Genomic DNA, 23,432 nt, shown 5'->3' with positions numbered 1-23,432 from the left:
ACCATGAGCCATCCAGAAGTAACGGTTGTTATCCCTGTTTACAACGAAGAGGCTGGACTGCAAGCCTTGTTCGACCGGCTTTACCCGGCCATGGATGCCTTGGGTAAAACCTATGAAGTGCTGTTCGTCAATGACGGCAGCCGCGACCGCTCGGCCGGTGTGCTGTCCGCACAGTTTGAAACGCGCCCTGATGTCACTCGCGTCGTATTGCTGAATGGCAATTTCGGCCAGCATCGGGCCATTCTGGCGGGCTTTGAACATGCGCGCGGTTTGCGCATTGTGACCATGGATGCCGATCTGCAGAACCCGCCCGAAGACGTTGGCACTTTGCTGGCTGAAATGGACAAAGGCCACGATTACGTGGGTTCCATTCGCCGTAAACGCAATGATTCCTGGTGGCGTCACATCGCCAGCCGTGCGATGAACGGCCTGCGCGAAAAGCTCACCAGCATCAAAATGACCGATCAGGGCTGTATGCTGCGCGCCTATGACCGCCGCATTATTCAGTTGATTAACCAGTGCGCCGAAATGCATACGTTTATTCCGGCGCTGGCGTATTCGTTCTCGCAAAACCCCACCGAAGTGATTGTCGGTCACGAGGAGCGCCATGCGGGTGAATCCAAATATTCGCTGTACAGCCTGATCCGCTTGAACTTTGACTTGATGACGGGCTTTTCGATTGTGCCACTGCAGGCGTTCTCGATGATGGGCATGGTGATCTCGCTGCTGTCGGGCCTGTTGGTGCTGCTGCTGATCGGTCGCCGTATTTTTTTCGGGCCGGAAGTTGGCGGTCTGTTTACTCTGTTTGCCATTGCCTTCTTCCTGATCGGTATTGCGCTGTTCGGCATCGGCTTGTTGGGTGAATACATTGGTCGTATTTATCACGAAGTACGCCAGCGCCCGCGCTACCTCATTACCACGATCTTGCAGCAAAAGGATGAGTCATGAGTCGTGCCGTTGTTTTTGCCTACCACAACGTTGGCGTGCGCTGCCTGAAGGTGCTGCTGGCGCAAGGCGTTGACGTCGCGCTGGTAGTAACCCATGAAGACAACCCGAACGAGAACATCTGGTTTGGTTCGGTGGCGCAGGTTTGCCGAGATTACGACATTCCGTTTATCACACCAGAAAACCCCAATGTGCCGGAAGTGGAGCAGCGTGTTGCCGGTCTGAAGCCGGACTTTCTGTTCTCGTTCTACTACCGCAACATGCTCAAGGCCACGCTGCTGGAATCCGCGAAGTACGGCGCATTCAACATGCATGGATCACTGCTGCCCAAGTATCGCGGCCGGGTGCCGGTAAACTGGGCGATCATCAAGGGCGAGACCGAAACCGGTGCGACATTGCATGTCATGAACGTCAAGCCAGACAACGGCCCGCTGGTGGATCAACAGGCTATCCCCATCCTGCCCGATGACACGGCTGAAGAAGTCTTTGAGAAAGTGACTGTAGCGGCTGAAATCTGTCTGAATCGTGCCCTGCCCGGTTTGTTGAACGGCACTGCGCAGTTTGTTCAGCAAGACTTAAGCTTGGGAGCGTATTTTGGCGGCCGCAAAGCCGAAGACGGACGAATCGACTGGAGCCAGTCGATCACTCAGGTTCATAATCTGGTCCGAGCTGTAACCCACCCTTATCCCGGTGCTTTTTGCGACACCGCACAGGGTCGGCTGATTTTGTGGCGTACGCGCATTTTGCAAGCCACCGGGCAAGCACCACGTGCCGCGTTGATGGCCGAACACGACAAGCTGATCGCCACCACGGCCCAAGGCGGTTTTTTGCAGATTCTGGAAGCTGAATTGAACGGCCAGCCGCTTACCACCCAGATGGTGTCCGGCTTTCCCGGTCGCACCCTGCTGCTGAGTGCATGATTTGTTGCCGCCGGTTTGCCTGAATTGATTGTGACCCCAATGGGTCTGGCAGCCCGGCTGGATTTTTAATTGATTGGTTACACCTGAGAAGGACATTGAGAATGAAAAAAGTGCTGATTCTGGGCGTGAATGGCTTCATCGGCCACCACCTGACCAAGCGCATTCTGGAAACAACCGATTGGGAAGTGTTCGGCATGGACATGTTCACCAACAAGATTGGTGAATTCCTCGACCACAAGCGTTTCCACTTCTTTGAAGGTGATATCACCATCAACAAGGAATGGATCGAATACCACGTGAAGAAGTGTGATGTCGTGCTGCCGCTGGTGGCCATCGCAACGCCTTCCACTTATGTGAACAACCCGCTGCGCGTGTTTGAACTGGACTTCGAAGCCAATCTGCCGATCGTGCGTCAGGCTTTGCAGTACAAAAAGCATCTGGTGTTCCCGTCCACCTCTGAGGTGTACGGCATGTGTCACGACGACGAATTCGATCCGGACAACTCGGAACTGATCTGTGGCCCGATCAACAAGCCGCGCTGGATTTACTCCTGCTCCAAGCAACTGATGGACCGCGTGATTCACGCTTATGGCATGGAACAAGGTCTGAACTACACGTTGTTCCGTCCGTTCAACTGGATCGGCGCTGGTCTGGACAGCATCCACACCACCAAGGAAGGTTCCAGCCGCGTGATCAGCCAGTTCCTGGGCCATATCGTGCGTGGCGAAACCATCAAGCTGGTGGATGGCGGCCATCAAAAACGTGCCTTCACGTACATTGACGATGGCATCGATGCGCTGATGAAGATCATCGACAACAAGGATGGCATCGCTTCCGGTCAGATCTACAACATCGGCAACCCGGTCAACAACTACTCGGTGCGTGATCTGGCCAGCATGATGATCGACCTGGCCAAGCAATATCCGGAATACGCCGATGGCGTGGCCAAGGTCAACGTTGTGGAAACCACCTCCGCTGAGTACTACGGCAAGGGTTACCAGGACGTCCAAAACCGCGTACCGAAGATCGACAACACCAAGGCAGATCTGAACTGGGCGCCGACCACCAGCATGGCCGATTCGCTCAAAGGTATCTTTGATGCGTACAAAGACCAGGTTGGCGCAGCACGCGAACTGGTGGATTGATCAAGCCTGTTTCATCGCCCTTCCAGGTGATGAATCAGCAATAAAAAACGGGAGACCTGGTCTCCCGTTTTTTATTGCCCAGCCTCAAGCAAGGCCAACCACCACTGACGCTTTACTTTGCTTCACGCGGGTCTGGCCGCATGTCGTCATCCGGCCAAATCTGGCGGATGGTTTGCGGAAACTGGAACAGCATGTAGCGCTCGTTGAAGTCGCCGGGGCGAGCCGCCACAAAAGCAGGTTGCACACCATGAGCGACATCCGGCAATTGATCATGGCGGCTCTGGATCAGCAACCAATGGCATGACCAGCCCGCCGCCGAGGATTCCAGCCGCAAGGTACGGTAATGCGTGTAGTAATCGAGCAAGGCACGCTGCGGCTCGCCCAGCCACAAGCTGGCCACGCACTCGCCTTTATCGTTCAACCTTGATAATTCGGGCTTGAGTGTCATGAACACTTCGCGGTAACGCATGCCAAAATCGAGCGCGGGCAACCACAGCGTTGCAATCCCGCCCCACGTCATCACAATCAGCAACGACCACCGCCAGACGAAGCCCGCAGGCAGGCCACGCGGCACACGGCGCCAAAGCATGACGATCACCAGCAGCAATGCGCCGTACGCCACCCAGTTGGCGGGGTGCCAGGCAGGCATCCAGCCTACAAACAAACGATGCGTCAGCAGCGTCGTCAAGGCGTGAGGCTCGCCTGTCGACAAGGCATAGCCAGTCGTTAGCAGCAAACCCATCAGTATCAACGCAAGTACCGTGACCAGAATCGAGATAGCGCTCCAGCCACGATCAGGCTCGCGATATTCCACCAGACCGGCCACCCCCAGCATGGCCAACGGCGCCAGTAACGGCATGGCGTACAGCTCGCGGGCATCGGATGCGATCACCAGCACGCCAAAGCTCACCAGAAAGCACAGTACCGCTGGCGCAACTTTGACGGCATCCAGATGAACCGCGCCGCGAGATGCACGCCAGAACCCCCACAATGTCAGCGGTAAGGCGGGAAAGGCATACCAAGGCAACGTCTTGAGATAAAAGAAAGGTGTGGCCGCCGGGCCAAGGTGGGCCGTGCCATTAAAGCGGCCAAAGTTGTTGATGCGAAACCAGACCTGGAACAGTTCGGGATTACGGGTATACAGCCGAAACATCCACAGCACCGGCAACGGCGCACCCACAATCACGCTTAATACAATCGCTTTGGCATAGCGCGAATTACGAAAAGCGGGCAGCAACACCGGTAGCAAAATTGCGGTAAGCCCGAGACATCCCGGCCCGAGCAGCCCTTTGGACAGGAATGAGACCGTACCGCCCAGCCCCAACATGATGCCACCCCAGATTGGCCGACTCAGGGCATAGGTCAGCCCGCAGATGCCCCATGCCACGCCCGCGAACAGCGCGGTATCAGTAATGAGTTGGTGCGCACGCAATGGCAAACCAATGCAGCCGAGCAACAAAAAGATGGCCCAGCGCCCGGAGCCTTTGCCAAACATCTGCCGTGTCGCCAGTGCGATCCCGACCATGGCGATCACCAGCCAGAAGCCCGAAGCCAGACGAGCCGCATCGTGTAGCGGCATCCAGCCGCCAAACGCTTGCAAGAAATACGCCGCCGTCACAAAGAAAATGGGCGGCTTTTCCATGAAAGGCTCACCGGCCAGCGTTGGCACAACCCAGTCACCGGTTTTGACGATATTTTCAACCAGACCAAAGGTGTAGCCCTCGTCAGGTTTCCAGGGTTCATGCCCCACCAGACCAGGCAATAGCCAGGCCAATACAAATGCCAACAGCACCAGACCGGACACAATGGGTAGGCGATGCGCTGCGTCGCCCGCCGAGCGTAAAGACGAAAGATTCAAATCACGCATGCAGCGGACCAGGACAAAAGAAAATCATGAATGGGTACAAGGGATCAGTCCATGGCCTGAGCATTAAGGCCCGGCTGCCACAGCACGTCACCGGTGCCGCCGTGCTGGTTGGCAATGCGTGCCATCACAAACAGCAGGTCCGACAATCGGTTCAGATATCGCAGCGAGTTCTCCGAGATACCCTCCTCGGCGGCCCGCAGCGTAACCAGTGCTCGCTCAGCGCGGCGAGCAATGCAGCGGGCAACATGCAAGGCTGCCGCTGCGCGCGTACCACCCGGCAGGATGAATTCCTTGAGTGGCGATAGCTGTGAGTTGAACTGTTCGACGGCCTCTTCCAGCCGCAATAGATGCGCTTCGCCCAAGGCGACGCGACCGGGTATGCACAACTCGCCCCCCAGATCGAACAAGTCATGCTGCACCAGCACCAGGCACTCGCTGGCAATAGCCGGCAAATCCTCCGCTAGCACTACCCCAATTTGCGAATTCAGCTCATCCACCTCTCCCAGCACATGAATGCGCAGGTGATCCTTGGCAACACGGGAGCCATCCCCCAGTCCGGTGCTGCCGTCGTCTCCGGTGCGAGTGGTGATCTTGCTTAAGCGATGCCCCATGCTGATGCCTTTGCTGAAAAAGTGAGATTATGTTCTGTGCTTATTAGCCATTCCTTAAGCTGGAATGTGCTTGCCGGATGCGTTCCGGCGTTTGCTGGTCTTAGTGGCTTTCGCCACGGGCGATGGCCACATCGACCAGTACGGGCTGCAAAATGTCTTGGGCAACGGCAGGCGCAATTCCCACCAGAAATCCGCGTTTTCCGCCATTCAGATAAATTCGTTCCAGCGCCAAAATGCTGCTTTCCATGTACACCGGCATCGGCTTGCGCGTGCCAAACGGCGATGTCCCGCCCACCATATATCCCGAATGCTTGTTGGCGATATCCGGCGAACAGGGGTGGATGGTTTTCTTGTGCAGTAGCCGCGCCAGATTTTTGGTAGAGACTTCGCAATCGCCATGCATCAACACCACCATGGGCTGCTTTGCTTCGTCTTCCATGATCAAGGTTTTGATGACGGCGTGTTCTGGCACGCCCAATTCACGGGCCGAGACTGTCGTGCCGCCTTTTTCTTCGTAGTCGTATAAGTGCTCGGTATAAGACGCTTTATGCTGGCGCAGCATGCGAATCGCCGCGGTGACCGGTGCTTTCTCGCTCAACGCACACCTCTCCTGGGATGGCTTGGTCGTTTTGGGTGATATAATACCCGACAAAACAACTCAACAATTAAACCGGATACATGCCGGACACATCCGACAAACACTGGATTGTAAAACGTGAACGACACTTTTGCCCGACTTGCGCTAACTCCCCGCTTCCAGCTCTTGCCGGAGCGCTTTTTCGCCAAGGTTGCACCCACGCCATTAGCCGAGCCGGTTCTGGCAATCTGGAACGCGCCGCTGGCCGCACAACTGGGACTTGATCCTGATACAAACGCACATGTCGGATTAACGGACTACCTGACCGGCAATTTACTGATTCCTGGTAGCGAGCCACTGGCCAGCGTGTACTGCGGGCATCAGTTCGGGGTTTACGTTCAGCAATTGGGCGATGGGCGGGCGATTCTGATTGCGGAAGTCAAAGACCGCAATGGCATTGTGCAAGAAATCCAGCTTAAAGGCGCCGGCCCTACGCCGTGGTCCCGGCGCGCCGATGGCCGCGCGGTTTTGCGTTCCAGCATTCGCGAATACCTGTGCTCTGAAGCCATGTACGGCTTGGGCATTCCCACTACCCGGGCGTTGGCGATGACGGCATCGCCCGAAGCCATCTGGCGCGAGACCCGGGAAACCGCCGCCGTGGTGGCACGCGTCGCCCCCACCTTCGTGCGTTTCGGTCATTTCGAATTCTATTGCCATCACGGCGATCATGAAGGGTTGCGCACACTGGTCGACTGGACCATCGAACATTTCTATCCAGAATGCGCAGACGCGGCCTCGCCTGCGTTGGCACTGCTGGAAGTCGTGATTGCCCGTACCGCCACCTTGCTGGCGCATTGGCAAGCAGTCGGCTTTTGTCATGGCGTAATGAATACCGACAATATGTCGATTCTTGGTCTGACCCTGGATTACGGCCCATTTGGCTTTATGGACGGCTTTGACGCGGGCCATATCTGCAATCATTCCGATGAAAGTGGCCGCTACGCTTATAACCAGCAGCCACAAATCGCTTTATGGAATCTGCAGACGCTGGCTCAGGCGTTATTGCCGTTGCTGGATCGCGAAGCAGCCATCGCTGCTTTGCATACTTTTCAAGACCTGTTCGAAACCGCCTTTGCCGCACAATTTCAGTCCAAGCTGGGCTTGCCGGACTGGCGCGATGAAGATTGGGGTTTGTTGACCACGCTGTTTAATCTGCTGCAAGCCGGGCGCACCGACTGGACCAACTTCTGGCGTGACCTGGCATCCCTGGGATTGCAGGATGCGCACCCATGCCCGGCGTTGCGTGATCGCTTTGTGGATCGCGAAGCCTTTGACCAGTGGCTAACTGACTATCGCGAGCGGGTAGCAGCCACGGGCGATGCGGTTGCAGTCATTCAGGAACGCGCCCGCGCGGCCAATCCGAAGTACATTTTGCGCAATCACCTGGCCGAAATCGCCATCCGCAAAGCCCAACAAGGCGACTTCAGCGAGATGCAGCGCCTGCACGATTGCTTGTCCCAACCTTTCGCTGAACAACCTGAATATGCTGACTATGCCGCCGCGCCGCCGGACTGGGCGGCCAGCTTATCGGTCTCTTGTTCGTCATAATTGCGCAATATATTTAGTAATGTACGTCACTCATCGGGGCCGGATTCTGAGATAATCCGGCCCATCCTGCCTTCAAGCCCCTCCTTCTGATGCCCGATCTTTTTAGCGGTATTCCGGTTCATGTGGCGATCAGCCTTGCGCTGGCGCTGTTGTTTGTCCTGACTTTCGAATTCATTAACGGCTTTCATGACACCGCCAATGCGGTGGCTACCGTGATCTATACCAAATCCATGCCGCCACATCTGGCGGTGGTCTTGTCCGGTATTTTCAATTTCGGCGGTGTGCTGCTCGGCGGTTTGGGTGTGGCTTATGCCATCGTCCATTTGCTGCCGGTTGATTTGCTGATCAACGTGAGCACCAGCCACGGTTTGGTGATGGTGTTCGCCCTGCTGGCGTCGGCCATTTTGTGGAACCTGGGCACCTGGTATCTGGGCTTGCCGGCCTCCAGTTCGCACACCCTCATCGGTTCGATCCTCGGCGTAGGTCTGACCAACGCGGTGCTGACGAATACCTCGATTCATGACGGCATCAATTGGGGCAAGGTCGTGGAAATCGGCCTGTCGCTGATCATTTCGCCGATTGTGGGTGTGGTGATTGCCGGTTTGTTGTTGATTATTCTGAAAAAACTGCGCCCCTTATCGGGCATGCACAAGAATCCGGAGCAACGCAAACTGGTTGACGGCAAAAAGCATCCGCCGTTCTGGACTCGTCTGGTACTGGTGGTTTCGGCGCTGGCGGTCAGTTTTGCTCACGGTTCCAATGACGGCCAGAAAGGCATTGGCTTGATCATGTTGGTGCTGATCGGCATCGTGCCCGCCAAGTTTGTGGTTGATCTGGATGCCACGGCTTACCAGATTGAACGCACACGCGATGCATCCATTCACTTGCGTCAGTTCTATCAGCGCAATAACGCATCGCTGGGCGAATATCTGGCGTTAGGCAAAGCCCCTGCTGCCGAGCTGCCGGCCAAGTACAAATGTGATCCGCAAATGACCGAGCCGATGATTGCCGATCTGCTGTCCACGCTCGACAGCGTGCAATCTTATCGTGACATCACGCCGGAAGCACGCAACCGCGTGCGCCGTAATTTGCTTTGTCTGGACGATACCGCCAAGAAAGTCGGCTCGATGAAAAGCATTGATTCGGCAGAAAAATCAGACCTCTCAAAGTTGCGTAAAGACCTGACAGCGACCACCGAATACTCGCCCTACTGGGTAATTCTGGCCGTGGCCATGGCGCTGGGCGTCGGCACAATGATCGGCTGGCGTCGCGTGGTGCAGACCGTGGGCGAGAAGATCGGCAAACAAGGCATGACTTACGCTCAGGGTATGTCGGCGCAGATTACCGCCGCGGTATCAATTGGCATTGCCAATATTTTCGGTCTACCCGTATCGACCACGCATGTGCTGTCTTCTGGCGTAGCGGGCACCATGCTGGCCAATCGCTCCGGCCTGCAGGGCTCGACCATCCGTAACATCCTGCTGGCCTGGGTACTGACGCTGCCCGCAGCAATGGGCCTGGCGGCAGGTCTGTTCTGGATCGCCAGCAAGTTCATTCAATAATCCCTTGCTGCGGCGGGTCGGATAACCAATCTGCCCCAGCAAGGTTGACAGCCAGTACGGCGCGAATTTACCATCGCGCCGTTTTCCTTTTCGGGGCTACCCCTTTGGATATCCAGATATTTTCCGGTTTCGCTTTGCCTGTTAGCTGATCCGGCTGGACCCTGCCCAATTCTGGTCATCGTCCCGCCGCCCGGCGAGACGGTGCGCTCTGCTAGTTCTTGCGCGCTTATCTATCAGCGCATTGCGATTTAAATGTTAATCATGGCAGATGATGTAAATCACCTGCTTTGCTCAACGCACTTTCTCATACTGAATGGATTGTCCATTCGGGCTGACTGAAAGTGCCGTCGCAATTTTGTCGTGCTCGGTGCGTATGGTGCGCAGACCACGGCAAGGAGAACCCATGTTCAGTGTTTTCACTTTTGATCTACCGCATTTCGCCCAATCCATTGTTGCGCTCGTCGTGGCGTTTATTCTGGGCACCATCATTGGCTACGAACGCCAGTTCCGCCAGCGCACTGCGGGTTTACGCACGAACACGCTGGTGGCCGTTGGCGCTGCGGCCTTCGTCGATATGGCTTTCCGGCTGGATGGTGCGGGCGGCGCCATCCGCGTCGTGGCGTACGTGGTGTCTGGCGTCGGTTTTCTGGGCGCAGGCGCCATCATGAAAGAAGGTCTGAACGTGCGCGGCCTGAACACGGCCGCTACGCTCTGGGGCTCGGCTGCGGCAGGTGCCGCCGCCGGTGCCCGGCAACTGGATGCCGCCATCCTCACCGCTTTGCTGGTGCTGGCCGCCAACACACTGCTGCGCCCGCTGGTTAACGCCATCAACCGGCAACCGATTAGCGATAGCAGCAGTGAAGTTACCTGGCAGTTGCATGTGGTGGTCGATGGCGACCAGCAAAAACATGCGCTGGCCTTGATCGATGCTTTGCTGGATCAAGCGCAATATCCGCTCAGCGATATGGATATCGAGCCATTCGGCGATGACGATGTCGAACTGACCGCCACGTTGCTGGCGACATCAGCCAATTCCGCCCAACTGGAGAAAATTGCCCAGCGGCTTTCGACCCAGCCGTATATCAAGCAGGCGTACTGGAACTCCAGCACGATGGAATGACGAGTGTGTCACCCATAAAAAAACCGCCCACAGGGGCGGTTTTTTTATGGGACTGGCAAAAGACGCCTTATGCCACCAGCTTGGCGATTGCCTTTTCAAAGCGATTCAAACCTTCGTCAATATCCGCATCCGGCATCACCAGCGATGGTGCGAAACGCAGCACATCTGGCCCCGCCATCAGGATCATTGCACCTTCTTGCGTAGCAAGAGCCAGCACATCGCGAGCACGACCTTTGTAGCGGTCATTCAGTTCTGCACCGATCAGCAAGCCCATGCCGCGCACTTCCTGGAATACCGGGTATTTGGCAGAAATGGCCAACAAACGGGAACGAATGCGCTCGGCTTTGGCTTTAACGCCAGCCAATACAGCCGGATCGGTAATCACATCCAGCACTGCGCCAGCCACCGCACACGCCAGCGGATTGCCACCATAAGTAGTGCCGTGGGTGCCTACCGCCAGATGCTTTGCCAGTTTTTCCGTAGTCAGCATGGCGCCCACCGGGAAGCCGCCGCCAAGACCTTTGGCCGTGGAGAGAATGTCTGGCGTTACGCCAAAGTCCTGATATGCGTACAAGCTGCCGGAACGGCCATTGCCGCTCTGCACTTCATCAAAGATCAGGATGGCATTGTGTTGGTCACACAGTTCACGCACGCCTTGCAAGAATGCTTGCGTTGCCGGGGTGACGCCGCCTTCACCCTGAATCGGCTCAACAATCACGCACGCGGTGTCGTCATCGATCAGCGCTTTGAGCGATTCCAGATTGTTGTATTCAAAGTGTTCGATCCCGGCGGGCCGAGGGCCGAAACCATCTGAATATTTGGCTTGCCCGCCCACGCACACGGTAAAGAAAGTGCGACCGTGGAAAGAATTGAGCGCGGCCAGCACTTTATGTTTGTTTTCGCCAAACTGCTCGATGCTCGCCCGACGTGCCAGCTTGAGCGCAGCTTCGTTGGCTTCGGCACCGGAATTGCAAAAGAATACGCGCTCGGCAAAAGTGTGTTCGATCAGCTTTTTGGCCAGCGCCAGCGCGGGCTCATTGGTGAACACATTGGACAAATGCCATAGCTTGTTGCCTTGCTCGGTCAACGCTTTGACCAGCGCCGGATGGCAATGCCCCAGCGAGTTCACCGCAATGCCACCGCCAAAGTCGATGTATTCACGGCCTTCCTGATCCCATACGCGACTTCCCTCGCCACGCACTGGCACGAACGCGGCGGGCGAGTAGTTGGGTACCATGTATTGGTCAAAATCGGCACGGGTAAAAGACATTGCAGTTCCTTTCGCTTAACTCGATGGGTCAAAGTGGCACACGCTGCCAGACGATGCTTTGCATTCTAACCGGCATGATCCAAAGCAAAAACCACAAAAATAAAACGGAGGCCACCCAGCGCCTCCGTTTTTTGTGACCAAGCCAGCAGATTAGTGAGTCTGTACAGTTTCACCGGCCAGGAACAACCAGGTTTCTATGACCGTATCCGGGTTCAGCGAGATGGTTTCGATACCCTCTTCCACCAACCACTGCGCCAGATCCGGATGATCAGACGGGCCTTGCCCGCAGATGCCGACGTACTTGCCGCGCGCCTTGCAGGCCTTGATGGCCATACTCAGCATCGCTTTGACGGCGTCGTTGCGTTCGTCAAACGAGGCCGAAACCGGGCCGCCCGAATCGCGGTCAATCCCTAGCGTCAATTGGGTCATGTCGTTGGAGCCAATCGAGAACCCGTCGAAATAATCAAGGAAGCGATCCGCCAGCACCGCATTGGATGGAATCTCGCACATCATGATGACGCGCAAGCCGTTCTCGCCACGCTTGAGGCCGTTTTCCGCCAGCAGATCAATGACCTTTTCCGCCTCTTTCAGCGTGCGCACGAACGGAATCATCAGCTCGACGTTGGTCAAACCCATCACGTCACGCACTTTCTTCGCGGCGCGGCATTCCAGTTCAAAACAATCGCGGAAAGATGGATCGATATAGCGCGAGGCACCACGGAAACCCAGCATCGGATTTTCTTCATGCGGCTCGTACTGCGGCCCGCCAATCAGGTTGGCGTATTCGTTGGACTTGAAGTCCGACAAGCGCACGATCACCTTGCGCGGCCAGAAGGCGGCGGCCAGCGTGGCGATACCTTCGGCGATCTTGTCGACATAGAAATCCACTGCCGAGCGATAGCCCGCAATACGGTCTTCTACCTGAGTTTTGAGTTCTGGCGGCAGATTCGGATAGGCCAGCAGCGCTTTCGGGTGCACACCGATCATGCGGTTGATGATGAACTCCAGCCGTGCCAAACCCACACCTTCGTTCGGCAACTGACAGAACTCGAATGCCAGTTCGGGGTTGCCGACATTCATCATCAGCTTGACCGGGGATTCCGGCATTTTGGCCAGCGAGACGTCCACGCGTTCGAACTTGAGAATGCCCTGGTAGACATTGCCGGTATCGCCTTCGGCACAAGACACCGTGACTTCATCGCCTTCGCGCAAAACGCGCGTCGCATCGCCGCAACCGACCACGGCCGGAATGCCCAACTCACGCGCAATAATGGCGGCGTGGCAGGTCCGTCCACCGCGATTGGTCACAATCGCTGCCGCGCGTTTCATGACTGGTTCCCAATCCGGGTCGGTCATGTCAGACACCAGCACATCGCCCGGTGCTACGCGATCCATCTCGGAAACGTCGCGAATAATGCGTACCTTGCCCGCACCAATCTTCTGGCCAATGGCGCGACCTTCGGTCAGTACCGTGCTGCGTTCCTGCATGCGGAACTTGGTCAGTTTATCGGTTGCGCTTTCTTGCGACTTCACGGTTTCCGGACGCGCTTGCAGGATGTACAACTTGCCGTCGATGCCGTCGCGACCCCACTCGATATCCATCGGGCGCTGGTAGTGTTTCTCAATAATCAACGCGTAACGGGCGAGTTCTTCCACCTCGGCATCGCTGATCGAGAACTGGCGACGCTCAGCCGGATCAACCTCTACCGTGCGTACCGACTTGCCTGCCACGCTTTCGGTATTGAATTCCATCTTGATGGCTTTGCCGCCCAGATGCTTGCGCACAATCGCTGGCCGACCACCAACCAGCGTGGGCTTGTGCACGTAGAACTCATCGGGGTTGACCGCGCCTTGCACCACCGTTTCGCCCAGACCATACGAGGCAGTCACAAACACCACCTGATCAAAACCGGTTTCGGTATCAATCGAGAACATCACCCCGGCGGCGCCCTTGTCGGAGCGCACCATGCGCTGAATACCAGCCGACAACGCGACCAGCTTGTGATCGAACCCTTTGTGCACGCGGTAGGAAATCGCCCGGTCGTTGTAGAGCGAGGCGAACACTTCCTTGATGGCATGCAGGATATTTTCAAAGCCCTGAATATTGAGGAAGGTTTCTTGCTGGCCAGCAAATGAGGCATCCGGCAAATCTTCGGCGGTTGCTGACGAGCGCACAGCTACAGTCACGTTGTCGCCCAGCAATTGATAATGCGCGGCGATTTCTGTTTCCAGCGCTTTGGGGAACGGCGTGGCAACAATCCACTCACGGATTTGTTTGCCTACTTGCGCCAGTGCTTTGACATCATCCACATCCAGCCCGTGCAGCGCGCCGTCGATGCGGTCAGCCAGACTTTCATGTGCCAGAAACTGCCGATACGCATCCGCTGTGGTGGCAAAGCCCCCTGGTACACGCACGCCTTGTTCGGCCAATTGGGAGATCATCTCGCCCAGTGATGCGTTTTTGCCGCCCACTTGCTCAACCTGGTGCATGCGCAACTGGGTGAAATCTATCACCAGCGCTTGACCAGCAGCAGCGGGGTCGTGGTTCACAGTGGTATTCATCAGCGGACCTCGTCAAAATGTTGCGTTGCGGAATGGATGGCCTTCATTCTAGGCTGGGAACGCGGATCGCATAGTGGCGATAACCATTACGGGAAAATCCCGGATCGGGAAAGTCCCAACAGCCACCAATGGTCTGATTTTTATCGGGTTTACTGATCTGGCAGGCGTGGCATTCGATCACAATGATTAGTGTCAATTGCAATAATGGCAAGTCATCTGTCGCGCAAACGATGCCTTACGGGGTTTCGGCAATACCCGCATGAATGAACTACTTTATGCTAGATAAATTTATCTTTCGAACCGTGCTGGTTTCCTGGAGTTGCTGACAATGCCGCGTACCGCCTTTTTCGTCTCTGACCGCACCGGGATCACGGCGGAAATGCTGGGCCACTCTTTGTTGACCCAATTCGATGACGTGAATTTTCGCCGCATTGCCTTGCCGTTTATCGATACCCCAGAGAAAGCGCAGGAAGCGGCCAACCGCATTCGGGAACAGGCTGCTGCCGATCAATGTCGGCCCCTGGTTTTTTCAACCATGGTTGATGAAACGTTGCGACGAATCATTCACGTCGAACAAGCACTGACGCTGGATTTTTTTGAAATATTCATTAATCCACTGGAACGTGAATTAGGCCGTGAATCTTCACATACCGTAGGCCGCTCTCACGGTATTTCCAATTTTGAAGAATACAAAACGCGGATTGACGCGGTGAATTTCGCCATCAGCCATGACGATGGCGTGATGCCGCGAGATTTGAATGAAGCGGACATTATCCTGATTGGTGTTTCGCGTTCGGCCAAAACGCCCACGTGCCTTTATCTGGCACTGCAATATGGCATCAAGGCCGCCAATTACCCACTCACCCCGGAAGACTTCGGAGCGCACACCCTGCCGCGCTTGTTGTTGCCGTATCGCACCAAAATGTTTGGACTGACCATCGATGCTGACCGACTGGCGCAAATCCGCGAGGAGCGCAAACCCGGCAGCCGCTACGCAGCGCTGGATAATTGCCAGTTCGAAATTTCGGAGGCCGAAGCGCTGATGCGCCATGTCGGCGTGCCTTATCTGAGTTCAACCACCCGCTCGATTGAAGAACTGGCCACGACCATCATGCATCGCACCGGACTGGTTCGGCGCACCTTCTAACCTGGTGTTTTAGCCGGCGCTCTGGCGCCCTTGACGTCAAACCCCGACTTGTCGGGCTGGAGTATCCAGCAATGCTTCGTACTGCTTTCTTCGTTTCCGGCCGCACTGCCATTACCGCCGAAATGCTTGGTCACAGCCTGATCACACAGTTTGACGACGTGACCTTTCGCCGCATTGTGCTGCCGTACATCGATAGCGAAGAAAAAGCCCTGCAAGCTGTAGCACAAATCCGCGCGCAGGCCGCCGCCGACCAATGCCGGCCGATAGTCTTCTGCACGCTGATCAGTGAAAGCCTGCGCAAATTGTTTGTGATTGAGGAAGCCCTGACTATGGACTTCTTCGAGACGTTTATTGGCCCGCTGGAGAAAGAACTGCAGCGCCAGTCCTCGCACACCTCTGGCAAGGTGCATGCGATCACCAATTTTGAAGAGTACAAACACCGTATCGACGCGGTGAACTACGCCACCACGCACGACGACGGCGGCATGGCCCGCAACCTGCAAGATGCTGATGTAATCCTGGTCGGCGTTTCGCGTTCCGGCAAAACGCCAACCTGCCTGTATCTGGCACTGCAATATGGCATCAAGGCGGCCAACTATCCATTCACACCAGAAGACTTTGCCGATCACAAACTGCCCAAACCCTTGCAAGCGCATCGCAGCAAGTTGTTTGGCATCAGTATTGATCCGGGCCGCCTCTCGCAGATTCGCCAGTCGCGCAAGCCCGATAGCCAATACGCCTTGTTACGCACTTGCGAACAAGAAGTGGTGCTGGCCGAAAGTCTGATGCAGCACGAAAACATTCCGTTTCTGAATACCACCCGCTTGTCTATTGAAGAACTGGCCACGACGATCATGCTGAAGACCGGCTTGAAACGGCGTTGCTACTAGTTTTGCGGTGCGCCGGTTCATCGCGTTATCTCCGGCGCTGGAGTAACCGTCAGCAACGCACTTTCCGCACCAGACGCCCGGCTTTCAACAAATGACAACGTTTCGCCGCTCAATGGTGTGGATAACTTCCGCCGCAGGCGGGGAGACGGTACACTCTCGCCTTTGAACGTCTGGCCCGCAGCCCTTCCCATGTCCCGATCCCGTACTGACGCTACCGCCTTCGAATTCAAAAGCATCGGGCTCAAGCTGCTTACCTTTGTTCCCGCCACCGCCGACACCACCGCGCTTGAAGCTGCGTTGCAAGAAAAGCTGGGTGGTCGCGAGCACATGCTGACCGGCGATCAGGTCGCTATCAATTTCAATCAGTTACCCCAATGCCCCAGCGCGCTGGAAATCAGCAGCATTGTCAATCTGCTGTGCCAATTTGGCCTGAAGCCGATTGGGGCCTACGGTGGCAACGACGCGCAACAGCAGGCTGCGCAAGAAGCCGGGCTGGTAGTGCTGGCCGATGAAACGGTCTCCGCCGCAACCGTCAGTGCGCCTGCCGCACCGGCTCCGGTTGTAGTGGCCGAACGTATCCCGACCATGGTGATCACCAAGCCGGTGCGTACCGGCCAGCAGGTTTACGCCAAAGGCGCTGATCTGGTGGTGCTGGCACTGGTTTCAAATGGCGCCGAAGTCATTGCTGATGGCCATATCCACGTTTATGCACCGCTACGCGGCCGCGCTCTGGCTGGCGCCCGCGGTGACGTGAATGCCCGAATTTTTACCACTTGCATGGAAGCCGAACTGGTGTCGATCGCCGGCGTGTATCGCACGCTGGAAGAGTCCCTGCCCGCCTCGGTGAAATCCAAGCCCGCGCAAGTGTTGCTAAACGAAGACAAGCTGGTTATCGAAGCGCTGAGTTTGTAAACAGCTGCCCGAATTAGCCTTATACATAGACAGTTGGATAACCGACTGAATCACTGACCGAATCCAGACTAACAGGGGATTTTTTGTGGCCAAAATCATTGTTGTCACCTCCGGCAAAGGTGGCGTGGGCAAGACCACTACCAGTGCCAGCTTCGCCTCCGGGCTCGCGCTGCGCGGTTTCAAGACTGCGGTAATCGATTTCGATGTGGGTTTGCGCAATCTGGACCTGATCATGGGTTGCGAGCGTCGCGTGGTATACGACTTTGTGAACGTGATTCAGGGCGAAGCTTCGCTGCGTCAGGCGCTGATCAAAGACAAAAACTGCGACAACCTGTACATCCTGCCCGCTTCCCAAACTCGTGATAAAGACGCGCTGTCCAAAGAAGGCGTCGAAAAGGTCCTGAAAGACCTGGTTCACGACGGTTTTGACTACATTGTGTGTGACAGCCCGGCCGGTATCGAAACCGGGGCTTTCCTGGCGCTGTATTTTGCCGACGAAGCCATTGTGACCACCAATCCGGAAGTCTCATCGGTACGTGACTCTGACCGCATCATCGGCATTCTGGACGCAAAGTCGAAGAAAGCCGAAGAAGGTGGCTCGGTCAAAACCCATTTGCTGATTACCCGTTATTCACCCAAGCGCGTCGACACGGGCGAAATGCTGTCGCTGGATGATGTCCAGCATCTGTTGCGCATCCCGCTGATTGGTGTGATTCCAGAGTCCGAAGCCGTTTTGCAGGCCTCCAACTCGGGCACGCCAGCCATTCATAACGAAGGCTCGGATGTCTCGGAGGCATACAAAGATGTCGTATCCCGTTTCCTCGGTGAAGAAAAGCCCCTGCGTTTTGTCGAAGTACCGAAACAGCCGTTCTGGAAGCGGCTGCTCGGAGGTTAAGTCATGTCCATATTGAGTTATTTCTTTGGCGAGAAGAAAAAAACCGCCAACGTGGCCCGCGAGCGCTTGCAGATCATTCTGGCGCACGAACGCGCTGGTCGCGACGCGCCGGATTACCTGCCGCAGTTGCAAAAAGAGCTGATCGCCGTCATTTCCAAATATGTGGCGATTAATCCCGATGACATTAAAGTACAACTCGAAAAGAAAGATGATTTCGAAGTACTGGAAGTGAACATCGTGCTGCCAGAGCCTGCCCGGCGGTAAGATACGTCTTGCTTTTCAAATGTTAAGGCACAGAGAGGCAATCGCCTCTCTTGTCATTTGCGCGATCCGGCTAACCAGGCCGTGGGAAAATCAAAATGTCAGTTTCTATCAGAACACCGGAAGAAATCGAAAAAATGCGTGTAGCCGGCCGGCTGGGCGCGGAACTGCTCGACTTCATTACCCCATACGTCAAACCCGGCGTGACCACCGAAGAACTGGACCGTCTGTGCCACGATTACATGGTGAACGTGCAGCACACCATTCCGGCGCCGCTGCATTATCAGCCTCCGGGGTATACGCCCTACCCGAAGTCGATCTGCACCTCGATCAATAACGTGATCTGCCACGGCATTCCCAACGACAAACCGTTGAAGGATGGCGATACGGTCAACATCGACGTCACCGTGATCAAAGATGGCTATCACGGCGACAACAGCCGCATGTTCATGGTTGGTGACAAAGTGCCCGCGCATGCCAAACGGCTGGCCCAGGTCACTTTTGACTGCATGTGGATCGGTATCGAGCAGATCAAGCCAGGTGCACATCTGGGCGACATTGGCGAGGCCATCCAGAAATACGCCGAAAAAGCCGGTTATTCGGTGGTGCGTGAGTTCTGCGGCCACGGCATTGGCGACCATTTCCATGAAGACCCGCAAGTGCTGCACTACGGCAAGGCGGGCACCGGTATCGAACTGAAGCCGGGCATGATCTTCACCGTGGAACCGATGATCAACGCTGGTAAACGTGAAATCCGTTCCATGCCCGACGGCTGGACCATCGTTACCAAAGACCGCTCGCTCTCGGCCCAGTGGGAACACACCGTGCTGGTGACCGAAACCGGTTATGAGATCCTGACCACATCGGCTGGCGTACAAGCCAAACCTGCCCAGTACCTGCTTGGCTAAACCGGAACCCCAACCTGCCATGACTGCCCTGCGCTCCGTCGTTGCCCTGCGTGAGTATCACGCCGCCCAGAAAGCTGAGTTGCGGCGCAAGTTCAGCGACCCGTCCAAGGCCGCGCCATTGCTGCAAGCCTTGGCGCATCTGACTGATCGCACGCTGATCGAGTTGTGGGACAGGCACCAGTTCCCTGGGCAAGTGCTGCTGGTGGCCGTCGGCGGCTATGGTCGTGGCGAGTTGTATCCGTACTCTGATATTGATCTGCTGATTCTATTGCCGGATCAACCGTCACCCGCCTTGCTGGAAAAGCTGGAGGTGTTTGTCGGGGAGTTGTGGGATATCGGACTGGAAGTGGGCCACAGCGTGCGCACCATGGCTGATTGTCTGGCTGAAGCGGAAAAAGACATTACCGTGCAAACGGCGTTGCTGGAATCGCGTTGCCTGACGGGCGATCAACAACGTTTTGCCCGCTTTCGCGAAACCGTTTACCGACACATCGACCCGAAAGAGTTCTTTGACGCCAAATTGCTGGAACAACAGGCGCGATACGGTCGCTTCCTGAGTGCGACCTACAAGTTGGAGCCCAACATTAAAGAAGCGCCGGGTGGCCTGCGCGATCTACATCTGATTGGCTGGATTGCCGCGGCATTGGGCCTGGGCAACAACTGGCGCAAGCTGGCCGCCATGGGCATGCTCACCCGCGAAGAAAGTCAGAAATTGCGCCACGCGGAGCGGGTTTTGCGCTGCATTCGCATCCAGTTGCACTGGACTGCCAAGCGCCACGAAGACCGCATCCTGTTCGACTACCAAAACCCGCTGGCTGCAGATTTTGGCTATGTCGACAACAACCGGCAGCGGGCCAGTGAACAGTTGATGGCGCAGTATTATCTGGCAGCGCGTGTGGTCAGCCAGCTCACGCCATTGCTGGTCCAGGCATTGCGTAAACGGATTTTTTCGCAGATTGGCGTGGAAATCACCCCGATCAACGAACGCTTTCAGCTGCGCGGACCGGTGCTGGAAATCACCCATCCGACCGTGTTCGAGCAAGACCCGTCTGCCATTCTTGAATTGTTCCTGGTGTTCGAGCAAGAAAACTATGCCGCCGATATTGCTCCAGAGACCTTGCGAGCGTTGTGGCACGCCCGCTCACTGATTGATGACAATTTCCGCACCAATCCGCGTAACAAGCAATTGTTTATCGACCTTTTCCGGCAACCGGCAGGTTTGACGCGCATTTTGCGGCGCATGAATCAGTACGGCGTGCTGGGTCGTTACATTCCGCAATTTGGCGACATTGTCGGGCGCATGCAGCACGACCTGTTTCACGTCTATACGGTGGATGAACACACCCTGATGGTGTTGCGCAATGTGCGCCGTTTTGCGGTCGCGGCGTTCACCCACGAATATCCGTTTTGCTCGCGGTTGATTGCCGAATTTGATCGGCCCGAAGCGCTATATCTGGCCGCGCTGTTCCACGATATCGGCAAAGGCCGCGGTGGAGATCACTCCACTTTGGGTGAAAAAATTGCCGCAGATTTCTGCGCCGCGCACCCGCTGCATCCGGATGACGTCAAACTGATTCCGTGGCTGGTACGTCAGCATCTGGTGATGTCGTCATTCGCGCAAAAACGCGACGTTTATGACCCGGAAGTGGTGGAAGAATTTGCTGCCATGGTGGGCGACCAACGCCATCTCAGCGCTTTGTATCTGCTCACCGTAGCGGATATTCGCGGTACCAGCCCCAAGGTCTGGAATGCGTGGAAGGCCAAGCTGCTGGAAGATTTATTCAAAGCGACCCAGCGTTACCTCAACAGCAAAAATATCCCGGCGCAAACGTGGCTGGAAGACCGCCAGGCCGAGGCTTTGCGACTGCTGCGGCTGTATGGCTTGCGCGATGACGTGCACGAGCCGTTCTGGTCGCAACTGGACACGGTGTATTTCCTGCGTCATGACGCCCGCGAAATCGCCTGGCACACCCGTCAGTTGTTCTCGCGGCTGGATACCGACGTGCCCATTGTGCGCGCGAAGCTGTCGGAGTCTGGTGAGGGTCTGCAAGTCATGGTTTACACCAAAGACGTTGCCGATTTGTTTGCGCGCATCTGCGCCTTCTTTGAAAAAGCCGGTTACAGCATTTTTGATGCGCATATTCACACCACGCGCCACGGCTATGCGCTGGACAGTTTCTACGTGTACATCCCGGACCACGCGAACGAGGCTTATCGCGATCTGATTGGTTATGTGGAATACGAACTGGCCAGCCAGATTGCGCGCCAAGCGCCGCTGGTTGCCGGCGGTAAAGCGCGTGTCTCCCGCCAGCTCAAGCACTTCCCGATTCAACCGCGCGTGGAAATCAGCGCAGATGAGCGCGGTGGGCAATATCAGGTGTTGTCGATCACTGCGGGTGACCGTACCGGTTTGCTGTCGACAATCGCCCGCATTCTGGCCAGCAACCGCATCGAAATCCAGTCGGCCAAGATCATGACATTAGGCGAACGGGCGGAAGATAACTTCCTGATTTCCGGGCCGATTCTGGATGACGAGCGCGCCGTGCGCCATCTGGAAGGCGATCTCCTGGCGGCCTTGCAGGTGTAATCGTGCTTTATCATTAAAAAACCAACCCGGCCTGATGCCGGGTTGGTTTTTTAATCACCGCACGCTCCATCTATTGAGCGACAGCCGCCGTAGCCGACGCATCCAGCGGCGCCGAGGCAGCACGGGATGCACCCTGGTAAGCTAGGTAGTAGCGATTGACGGTAGAAACATAATCCAGCAGGCGGTTGCCAACGGTCTGCTTCGCCACTTTCTCCACATTGCCTTCCCAACGGTTCGGATCCAGCCCTTGCGCCTGGGCCTTTTTGCGCAATTGCTGAATGCGCCCTTCCCCGGCGTTGTACGCGGCAATCATGAAATTGAGCTGGTCATCCGGCTCTATGCCCGGTGTGCTGAAAATATCGCGCAAATACGCCAGGTAACGCGCGGCAGCAGTGACATTCTGTTGATTGTCGTGCGGATTGGTTACGCCCATTTTGCGGGCTGTAGACGGGTTGATCTGCATTAACCCGGTCGGGCCATTTTGCCGAATCACCGGTTTGAGCGTGCTTTCCCGCTGGCCGATGGCGGCGAGCAACATCCAGTCCATATTGTTGGCTGAAGCCACTAGCTGGAACATCGGTGCAAAGAAACCGAGCTTGTCATAAGCACTAAGCTGGTTAGGATTGGCCACCTTGGCATCGCTGGGCAAATAGCGCTGTGTCAGCTTTAGCGCCCGCTCAGCGATACCGGCACCACTGGTCGAAATAAACCGGTTGATTTCAGCCAGCAGTTGCGGCTTGCCCTGGTCGACCGCCCACGCTACGTCCACGTTAGTGTCGATACAGGCGTCAGGGCGCAGTTTCTCGAATTTTTTGCCCCATAAATCCACCACATAACGGCTAGCCAAAGTGGCTTGGGTATCGTCCGACTGCACCTGGCCGAGTACGTTTTCGGCGGTGCTGCCCATTGGCGCATCCCGCACGTTGACCTTGGGGTAATCCAGCAACAGACGCCGGGCGTAACTACCAGCGGATTCCGTCAGTGTTTTGCCATTGACCGACTGCATGTCAGTCAAAGGCGTGGCGTTACGGTTCTGCACCACACACCACTGATCACGCAAATAGGGCTGGGTAAATGCCACCAGTTGCTTGGCCCCCTCATTCACCGGCATCAAACCGGCGGCGATATCACCCTTGCCGGCACGCAATGATGGAATCAACTCCCCGGCATCGACCGGCACAAACATCAGTTTGGTCGGCGGACGGGCCTTGGGGCGATTGCGATTGAGGTATTTTTCCAGCTCCAGCAGCATGGCGTACTCCACCCCGTGCGGACGGCCATTCTGGAAGAAAAAGGTGGATGGACCCAGCGCGACCAATACGCGAATCTGCCCCGGCGGATTGGCCGGATCAAAATCCTGATCCCCAAGGTCGGTGGGAGTATTGAGTGCCGGATGTTCGCTTTTCTGGCTGGCAACGGCGCGTGGGCGTTTGCCTCCATGGTTGGCAGCAACTGCATTGCTGCTGCCAAAAGCGAGCGCCAACAATAAAAGGTAAATCAGGGGTTTGGCCTGGTTCATGGCGAGCATTGTAGAGGGCAGCGCGCATCGAAAGCCAGTAATCAGATCACAGAAGGTTGAATTCAGGAGCCCGCCGTAGCAGATAACGCCTGTCTTTCGCCTTATCGCAGAAAGACGCAGACAGGC

19 protein-coding genes are annotated in these 23,432 nt (G+C 56.2%); 13 read left to right on the top strand and 6 right to left on the bottom strand.

Annotation, left to right across the window (positions count from 1 at the left end; translation table 11 throughout):
* Positions 1-3 precede the first annotated feature (3 nt).
* From N7220_RS20115 to N7220_RS20105, 3 genes are all read left to right on the top strand, one after another.
* Positions 4-948, top strand: a complete 945-nt coding sequence (locus tag N7220_RS20115; RefSeq protein ID WP_283149320.1) for a glycosyltransferase — start codon at positions 4-6, stop codon at positions 946-948.
* On the top strand, positions 945-1,865 hold the full coding sequence (locus N7220_RS20110) for a formyltransferase (protein ID WP_283149319.1): 921 nt from the start codon (positions 945-947) through the stop codon (positions 1,863-1,865). The genes N7220_RS20115 and N7220_RS20110 overlap by 4 nt, the downstream gene beginning before the upstream one ends.
* A gap of 101 nt (positions 1,866-1,966) precedes the next feature.
* Entirely contained in the window at positions 1,967-3,010 is a 1,044-nt protein-coding gene (locus N7220_RS20105; RefSeq protein WP_283149318.1) for a bifunctional UDP-4-keto-pentose/UDP-xylose synthase, read from the top strand.
* 112 nt (positions 3,011-3,122) lie between these two features.
* Here the strand turns inward: N7220_RS20105 and N7220_RS20100 are convergent, their stop codons facing one another.
* The 3 genes from N7220_RS20100 to ybaK all read right to left on the bottom strand — a co-directional run bounded on the left by N7220_RS20100 (position 3,123) and on the right by ybaK (position 6,086).
* On the bottom strand, positions 3,123-4,877 hold the full coding sequence (locus N7220_RS20100) for an ArnT family glycosyltransferase (RefSeq protein ID WP_283149317.1): 1,755 nt from the start codon (positions 4,875-4,877) through the stop codon (positions 3,123-3,125).
* A gap of 44 nt (positions 4,878-4,921) precedes the next feature.
* Positions 4,922-5,488: a cob(I)yrinic acid a,c-diamide adenosyltransferase gene (locus N7220_RS20095; protein ID WP_283149316.1), complete on the bottom strand. Its 567-nt coding sequence runs from the start codon at positions 5,486-5,488 to the stop codon at positions 4,922-4,924.
* A 100-nt stretch (positions 5,489-5,588) separates the two neighbouring features.
* Positions 5,589-6,086: a Cys-tRNA(Pro) deacylase gene (gene ybaK / locus N7220_RS20090; RefSeq protein WP_283149315.1), complete on the bottom strand. Its 498-nt coding sequence runs from the start codon at positions 6,084-6,086 to the stop codon at positions 5,589-5,591.
* Between the two features lie 117 nt (positions 6,087-6,203).
* Between ybaK and N7220_RS20085 the strand changes: the two genes are divergently transcribed.
* The 3 genes from N7220_RS20085 (at position 6,204) to N7220_RS20075 (ending at position 10,355) form a co-directional block, all read left to right on the top strand.
* Entirely contained in the window at positions 6,204-7,673 is a 1,470-nt protein-coding gene (locus tag N7220_RS20085; RefSeq protein WP_283149314.1) for a protein adenylyltransferase SelO, read from the top strand.
* An 89-nt stretch (positions 7,674-7,762) separates the two neighbouring features.
* Positions 7,763-9,235 (top strand): inorganic phosphate transporter, encoded by a 1,473-nt coding sequence (locus N7220_RS20080; protein WP_283149313.1) that lies wholly within the window; start codon positions 7,763-7,765, stop codon positions 9,233-9,235.
* A 403-nt stretch (positions 9,236-9,638) separates the two neighbouring features.
* Positions 9,639-10,355 carry an MgtC/SapB family protein gene (locus N7220_RS20075; protein ID WP_283149312.1) on the top strand — a complete coding sequence of 239 codons (717 nt, stop codon included), beginning with the start codon at positions 9,639-9,641 and terminating at the stop codon, positions 10,353-10,355.
* 67 nt (positions 10,356-10,422) lie between these two features.
* Here N7220_RS20075 and N7220_RS20070 read toward each other — a convergent pair whose 3' ends face one another.
* Together N7220_RS20070 and ppsA are read right to left on the bottom strand one after the other, a co-directional pair.
* Complete coding sequence (locus N7220_RS20070) at positions 10,423-11,625, bottom strand: aspartate aminotransferase family protein (protein WP_283149311.1); 1,203 nt, start codon at positions 11,623-11,625, stop codon at positions 10,423-10,425.
* A gap of 150 nt (positions 11,626-11,775) precedes the next feature.
* Positions 11,776-14,187 carry a phosphoenolpyruvate synthase gene (gene ppsA / locus N7220_RS20065; RefSeq protein WP_283149310.1) on the bottom strand — a complete coding sequence of 804 codons (2,412 nt, stop codon included), beginning with the start codon at positions 14,185-14,187 and terminating at the stop codon, positions 11,776-11,778.
* Positions 14,188-14,515: 328 nt separating this feature from the next.
* Between ppsA and ppsR (N7220_RS20060) the strand changes: the two genes are divergently transcribed.
* The 7 genes from ppsR (N7220_RS20060) (at position 14,516) to N7220_RS20030 (ending at position 21,787) form a co-directional block, all read left to right on the top strand.
* Positions 14,516-15,334, top strand: a complete 819-nt coding sequence (gene ppsR / locus N7220_RS20060; RefSeq protein WP_283149309.1) for a posphoenolpyruvate synthetase regulatory kinase/phosphorylase PpsR — start codon at positions 14,516-14,518, stop codon at positions 15,332-15,334.
* A 71-nt stretch (positions 15,335-15,405) separates the two neighbouring features.
* Entirely contained in the window at positions 15,406-16,224 is an 819-nt protein-coding gene (gene ppsR / locus N7220_RS20055; RefSeq protein WP_283149308.1) for a posphoenolpyruvate synthetase regulatory kinase/phosphorylase PpsR, read from the top strand.
* Between the two features lie 189 nt (positions 16,225-16,413).
* Positions 16,414-17,136 (top strand): septum site-determining protein MinC, encoded by a 723-nt coding sequence (gene minC / locus N7220_RS20050; RefSeq protein ID WP_283149307.1) that lies wholly within the window; start codon positions 16,414-16,416, stop codon positions 17,134-17,136.
* Positions 17,137-17,221: 85 nt separating this feature from the next.
* Entirely contained in the window at positions 17,222-18,031 is an 810-nt protein-coding gene (gene minD / locus N7220_RS20045; RefSeq protein ID WP_283149306.1) for a septum site-determining protein MinD, read from the top strand.
* Between the two features lie 3 nt (positions 18,032-18,034).
* On the top strand, positions 18,035-18,295 hold the full coding sequence (gene minE, locus N7220_RS20040) for a cell division topological specificity factor MinE (protein WP_283149305.1): 261 nt from the start codon (positions 18,035-18,037) through the stop codon (positions 18,293-18,295).
* Positions 18,296-18,390: 95 nt separating this feature from the next.
* A complete protein-coding gene (gene map / locus N7220_RS20035; RefSeq protein ID WP_283149304.1) occupies positions 18,391-19,200 on the top strand; it encodes a type I methionyl aminopeptidase in 810 nt (269 codons plus the stop codon).
* Between the two features lie 19 nt (positions 19,201-19,219).
* The gene (locus tag N7220_RS20030) at positions 19,220-21,787 is read left to right on the top strand and encodes a [protein-PII] uridylyltransferase (RefSeq protein ID WP_283149303.1); all 2,568 of its coding nucleotides are present in this window, start codon (positions 19,220-19,222) and stop codon (positions 21,785-21,787) included.
* A gap of 70 nt (positions 21,788-21,857) precedes the next feature.
* Here the strand turns inward: N7220_RS20030 and N7220_RS20025 are convergent, their stop codons facing one another.
* Positions 21,858-23,306, bottom strand: coding sequence for an MltF family protein (locus N7220_RS20025; RefSeq protein ID WP_283149302.1), 1,449 nt, complete (start codon positions 23,304-23,306; stop codon positions 21,858-21,860).
* Positions 23,307-23,432: the final 126 nt, after the last annotated feature.

It is taken from the genome of Silvimonas soli (assembly GCF_030035605.1).
Classification (GTDB): domain Bacteria; phylum Pseudomonadota; class Gammaproteobacteria; order Burkholderiales; family Chitinibacteraceae; genus Silvimonas; species Silvimonas soli.
This window is presented reverse-complemented; position numbering and strand designations above follow the sequence as displayed.